Source organism: Agrobacterium sp., from assembly GCF_032092815.1.
In the GTDB taxonomy this organism is placed as follows: Bacteria; Pseudomonadota; Alphaproteobacteria; order Rhizobiales; family Rhizobiaceae; genus Agrobacterium.
In genome coordinates this window covers 1-4,150 of record NZ_DAMDBP010000095.1, presented here as the reverse complement: position 1 = coordinate 4,150, position 4,150 = coordinate 1, and the positions used below count along the sequence as shown (strand labels likewise).

The following is a 4,150-nucleotide window of genomic DNA, read 5'->3' as shown; positions in this document are numbered from 1 at the left end:
GCATGGCATGCTGACCGTCAATGCCGACGTGCTGAATGCTGATCTCCTGGCTTTCGTACAGGCTTGATACCGACTTAAAATCAAAGGGATGGTCGCGTTGGATGACACCGCGGCCATCTTCACTCTGTTTCTTTCTTCCTATGAATTGATAAGACGATGCAGCTGACACCCGAACTTGTTGCCTTGACCCTCCGCGATATCAGGGATGACGGCCCCGAGCCGGGCTGGACACCGCTCTCGGACAAGGAACTCGATAGCATCGTCGACAGAATTGAGCGGGAAGCGGGTAGCGATCCCCTGCTGATCTTCGCCTATGGTTCGCTGATCTGGAACCCGGAATTCGAACCAATCAGTAGCCACAAGGCAACCGCTTATGGCTGGCACAGATCCTTCTCGCTGAAGATTGAACGGTGGCGCGCCACAAGCGATCAACCGGGCCTGATGATGGCATTGGAACGCGGTGGCCGGTGCGACGGTATCGTTTTTGAATTGTCGGCCAAAAGCCGACGACAGGATTTGCGGGCGCTGGTGGCGCGTGAGATCAAGTACCGTGAAGTCCGTGAGATGGTGCGCTGGGTTTCGGTGCAGACAGAACACGGTACTCGCAAGACCCTGACATTCTGGGCAAGCACCAAACGGTCCGGACTGACAAAGGCTTTGCCGGCAGAACAGGCATCGAGCCTGATCGCACGCGCCTGCGGGCAGGGCGGATCCTGCGCGCAATATCTGCGCAACACTGTTGTCGATCTGCAGGCTCACGGGATCCGTGACCGCAATCTCTGGCGTTTGCAGGCGCTTGTCGCCGCAGAAATCATCGCGTCCCGGAAAGCCTTATCCGCGGCGCGTTGACTGCAAAATCCATATCAGCCGAGCATCACCATATGCGAGGCAACCTGTTCTTCGAAAAATTTCGAGAAGGACGCGATGCGCGGCGGCAGAGCCTGATAGGGCGGATAATAGAGCGTCAGCCACAAATCCTGTGGCGCCCATCCCTGCAGCACATGCACCAGCCGCCCGGTTCTGATATGTTCGGAAATGTGGAAACCGGGAAGCATGGCGACGCCTGCACCATCGGCGGCCATGTCGGCCAGCACTTCGCCATTATTGGCGCTGAAGGCGCGGCCGGCCGAGATCGATATGCTCGAACTACCATCCGACAGGGCCCAGTTTTCCCGTCGGCTTTCGCCGCTATAGGCAAGGCAATCATCCGGCGTCAGTTCGCTTGGATGTTGCATGTCGACGAACCGGCTTCCCGGTGCCGCCACCAGAATGCGTGGCACAACACGTATCTTGCGCCAGATCGTGAATTTGTCCGATGGCTGTGAGGAAATGCGGATCGCTAGATCAAAATCATCATCGACGATATTCACCAGTCCGTCCGACAGCGAAATCTCGAAACTCATCTTGGGATAGAGCTGCTTGAAGCCGGAAAGAATGGGCGGCAGCACCGCCTTGCCAAACCAGGTGGGTGAACTGATCCGCAGCCGTCCCTCGTCGGCCTTGTGCGCGTTGCGCACATCCTTGCGGGCGGTTTCCAGTGCCTGAACCGCTGGCTGAATCTGTGCTGCGAAAACCGCGCCATCCGTGGTCAGCGATACCTGCCGGGTGGTGCGCACAAACAATTGCACACCGAGATCATCTTCCAGAGAAGCAATCGCCCGCGTCACAGCCGCTGGCGTCATGTTCAGTTCCCGGGCGACCTGCGCGAAGTTGCGCTTCTCGGCGGCGAGCAGAAAGGTTTTGAGAGCTTTGTAATCGTTCATCGCATTATTTCAAAAATCGCAATTCATTCGAAAGAAATATTGCAATTCCGCATCATAATCAAGCCGGTTAAAACTCTACTCAACGAAACGGACAACGCCAACGCAGAAAGGCAACGGCCATGATCAAGGACATCAAGGGATTGCATCACATCACGTCGATGGCATCTGATGCACAGCAGAACAACAGGTTCTTCACTGACACGCTCGGTCTGCGTCGTGTGAAGAAAACAGTCAACTTTGACGACCCAAGTGTCTACCACCTCTATTACGGCGATGAAAACGGTACGCCCGGCACTGTAATGACCTACTTCCCCTTCCCGAACATGATGCTCGGTCGTCCGGGTGTTGGCGAAGTCGGTGAAACACAGTTTGCTATCCCCAAAGGCGCGCTGTCCTTCTGGCAAAACCGCTTCACGGCCCAGGGCGTCGGCGGCATTGAGGCTGACACAGTGTTTGGTGCAAATCGTCTGCGCTTCATCGGTCCTGATGGCGATGCTTTCGCTCTGGTCGAAACGGCGGATGACAAGCGTGCGGCCTGGATCAGTGAAGGCGTGTCGGAAGATGTCGCAATCCGCGGCTTTTCGGGAGCACGGTTCAATCTGCACGATACGGCAGCCACCGCAGAGCTTCTTGGCTTCATGGGTTATGAGCGTGCCGAGGCTGAAGGTGATGTCACCCGGTTTGTCATTCCCGGTGGTAACGGGGCTGATACGATCGACCTGGTTTCGCTGCCAAAGACACCATTTGCCCGACAGGGTGCCGGTTCGGTCCACCACATCGCCTTCGCTGTCGAGAACCGCGAAAAGCAACTCGAAGTTCGCAAGGCACTGATGGACACCGGTTATCAGGTCACCCCGGTGATCGACAGAGACTACTTCTGGGCGATTTACTTCCGTACTCCTGGGGGTATCCTGTTCGAAATCGCTACCAATGAACCTGGTTTCGACCGGGATGAAGATACTGCCCATCTCGGCGAAGCGCTCAAATTGCCAAGCCGATATGAAAACTTCCGTGATCAGATCGAGGCCAATCTGGTTCCGATCGCGGCGTAAGACCGGGGCTTTGCGCCTCATCCACTGACCAAAACATTATCCCGTCTTTCGACACGGCTGCCTCTAGGCAGGCAGCCGACCGCCGGAGGCATCTCAAAACTCAACGCCGCTGATCGGCACTCAAATTTAAATGGAGAACTACCATGTCCAAGCTCGAAGTCCTTACCCCAGCAAACAGCCAGCTCATCTTCATCGACCAGCAGCCGCAGATGGCCTTCGGCGTTCAGTCGATCGACCGCCAGACACTGAAGAACAATGTTGTCGGCCTTGCCAAGGCAGCAAAGATCTTCAACATCCCGACGACGATCACCACTGTTGAAACGGAAAGCTTCTCCGGCAACACCTTCCCGGAACTGCTGGCAGTCTTCCCGGAAAACGACATTCTTGAGCGCACCTCTATGAACTCCTGGGACGACCAGAACGTTCGTGATGCCCTGGCGAAGAATGCCGCAAAAGGCCGCAAGAAGATTGTTGTCTCCGGCCTGTGGACCGAAGTCTGCAACACGACCTTTGCCCTGTCTGCCCTGCATGATGTTGCAGACTACGAAATCTACATGGTGGCTGATGCTTCCGGCGGCACGTCAAGCGACGCTCACAAATACGCAATGGACCGCATGGTTCAGGCGGGTGTCATTCCAGTGACCTGGCAGCAGGTTCTGCTCGAGTGGCAGCGCGACTGGGCACGCAAGGAAACCTATGACGCGGTGACCTCGCTGGTCAAGGAACACTCAGGCGCTTACGGCATGGGTATCGACTACGCAGTTACCCACGTTCACGGCGGTGCCGAGCGCGTCAAGCACGGCAAGCGTATCGGCCCGAACCCAGCCAAGTAAAGGCCCGATGAAACCGCTCCGATACCCCCATGTCGGAGCGGTTTTTGTTTCAAACGAGGAGTGTGTTTCATGAAAATCTATCTTCTTTCTCTTGGTGCTGGCCTGCTTGTCGGCATCGTCTACAGCCTGCTCAATGTCCGTTCTCCCGCCCCGCCGGTTATCGCTCTTGTTGGTCTTCTCGGCATTCTGGTTGGCGAACAGCTCATTCCCTTCGCCAAAACCCTGATCAACAAGGAACCGGCTGCAGTTTCCTGGCTGAACCAGATCAAGCCGCACATGTTTGGTCATATGCCTCGGGGTGACGATGCCGGTAAAGTGATCGCGGCCCGCACCAAACCAACCTCTTCGGACGGTTGACGAAAGGAGGGCGGTGCTGCATCCGGTAACGCCTTTTAAACATCAAATTCGCCACTTTCTTCTTTCATTTCAAAGCCTGGAGTTACGCCGATGTATCCCGACTTGATCCTTCACCATGGTTTGATCACCACGCTTGATCGCGCCA

5 protein-coding genes are annotated in these 4,150 nt (G+C 56.1%); 4 read left to right on the top strand and 1 reads right to left on the bottom strand.

What is annotated here, in order from left to right:
- Positions 1-156 precede the first annotated feature (156 nt).
- Positions 157-849: a gamma-glutamylcyclotransferase gene (locus RT613_RS23795; protein ID WP_313618832.1), complete on the top strand. Its 693-nt coding sequence runs from the start codon at positions 157-159 to the stop codon at positions 847-849.
- A gap of 14 nt (positions 850-863) precedes the next feature.
- Here RT613_RS23795 and RT613_RS23790 read toward each other — a convergent pair whose 3' ends face one another.
- Positions 864-1,763, bottom strand: coding sequence for a LysR family transcriptional regulator (locus RT613_RS23790; protein ID WP_313618831.1), 900 nt, complete (start codon positions 1,761-1,763; stop codon positions 864-866).
- A gap of 119 nt (positions 1,764-1,882) precedes the next feature.
- Here RT613_RS23790 and RT613_RS23785 point away from each other — a divergent pair, with 119 nt between their 5' ends.
- The 3 genes from RT613_RS23785 (at position 1,883) to RT613_RS23775 (ending at position 4,005) form a co-directional block, all read left to right on the top strand.
- Positions 1,883-2,815 carry a ring-cleaving dioxygenase gene (locus RT613_RS23785; RefSeq protein ID WP_313618830.1) on the top strand — a complete coding sequence of 311 codons (933 nt, stop codon included), beginning with the start codon at positions 1,883-1,885 and terminating at the stop codon, positions 2,813-2,815.
- A 143-nt stretch (positions 2,816-2,958) separates the two neighbouring features.
- On the top strand, positions 2,959-3,648 hold the full coding sequence (locus tag RT613_RS23780) for a hydrolase (RefSeq protein WP_313618829.1): 690 nt from the start codon (positions 2,959-2,961) through the stop codon (positions 3,646-3,648).
- A 69-nt stretch (positions 3,649-3,717) separates the two neighbouring features.
- On the top strand, positions 3,718-4,005 hold the full coding sequence (locus RT613_RS23775; protein ID WP_313618828.1) for a XapX domain-containing protein: 288 nt from the start codon (positions 3,718-3,720) through the stop codon (positions 4,003-4,005).
- Positions 4,006-4,150: the final 145 nt, after the last annotated feature.

Coding starts and splice junctions, on each gene's coding strand:
- RT613_RS23795 (WP_313618832.1), top strand. CDS start 157: ATGCAGCTGACACCCGAACTTGTTGCCTTGACCCTCCGCGATATCAGG.
- RT613_RS23790 (WP_313618831.1), bottom strand. CDS start 1,763: ATGAACGATTACAAAGCTCTCAAAACCTTTCTGCTCGCCGCCGAGAAG.
- RT613_RS23785 (WP_313618830.1), top strand. CDS start 1,883: ATGATCAAGGACATCAAGGGATTGCATCACATCACGTCGATGGCATCT.
- RT613_RS23780 (WP_313618829.1), top strand. CDS start 2,959: ATGTCCAAGCTCGAAGTCCTTACCCCAGCAAACAGCCAGCTCATCTTC.
- RT613_RS23775 (WP_313618828.1), top strand. CDS start 3,718: ATGAAAATCTATCTTCTTTCTCTTGGTGCTGGCCTGCTTGTCGGCATC.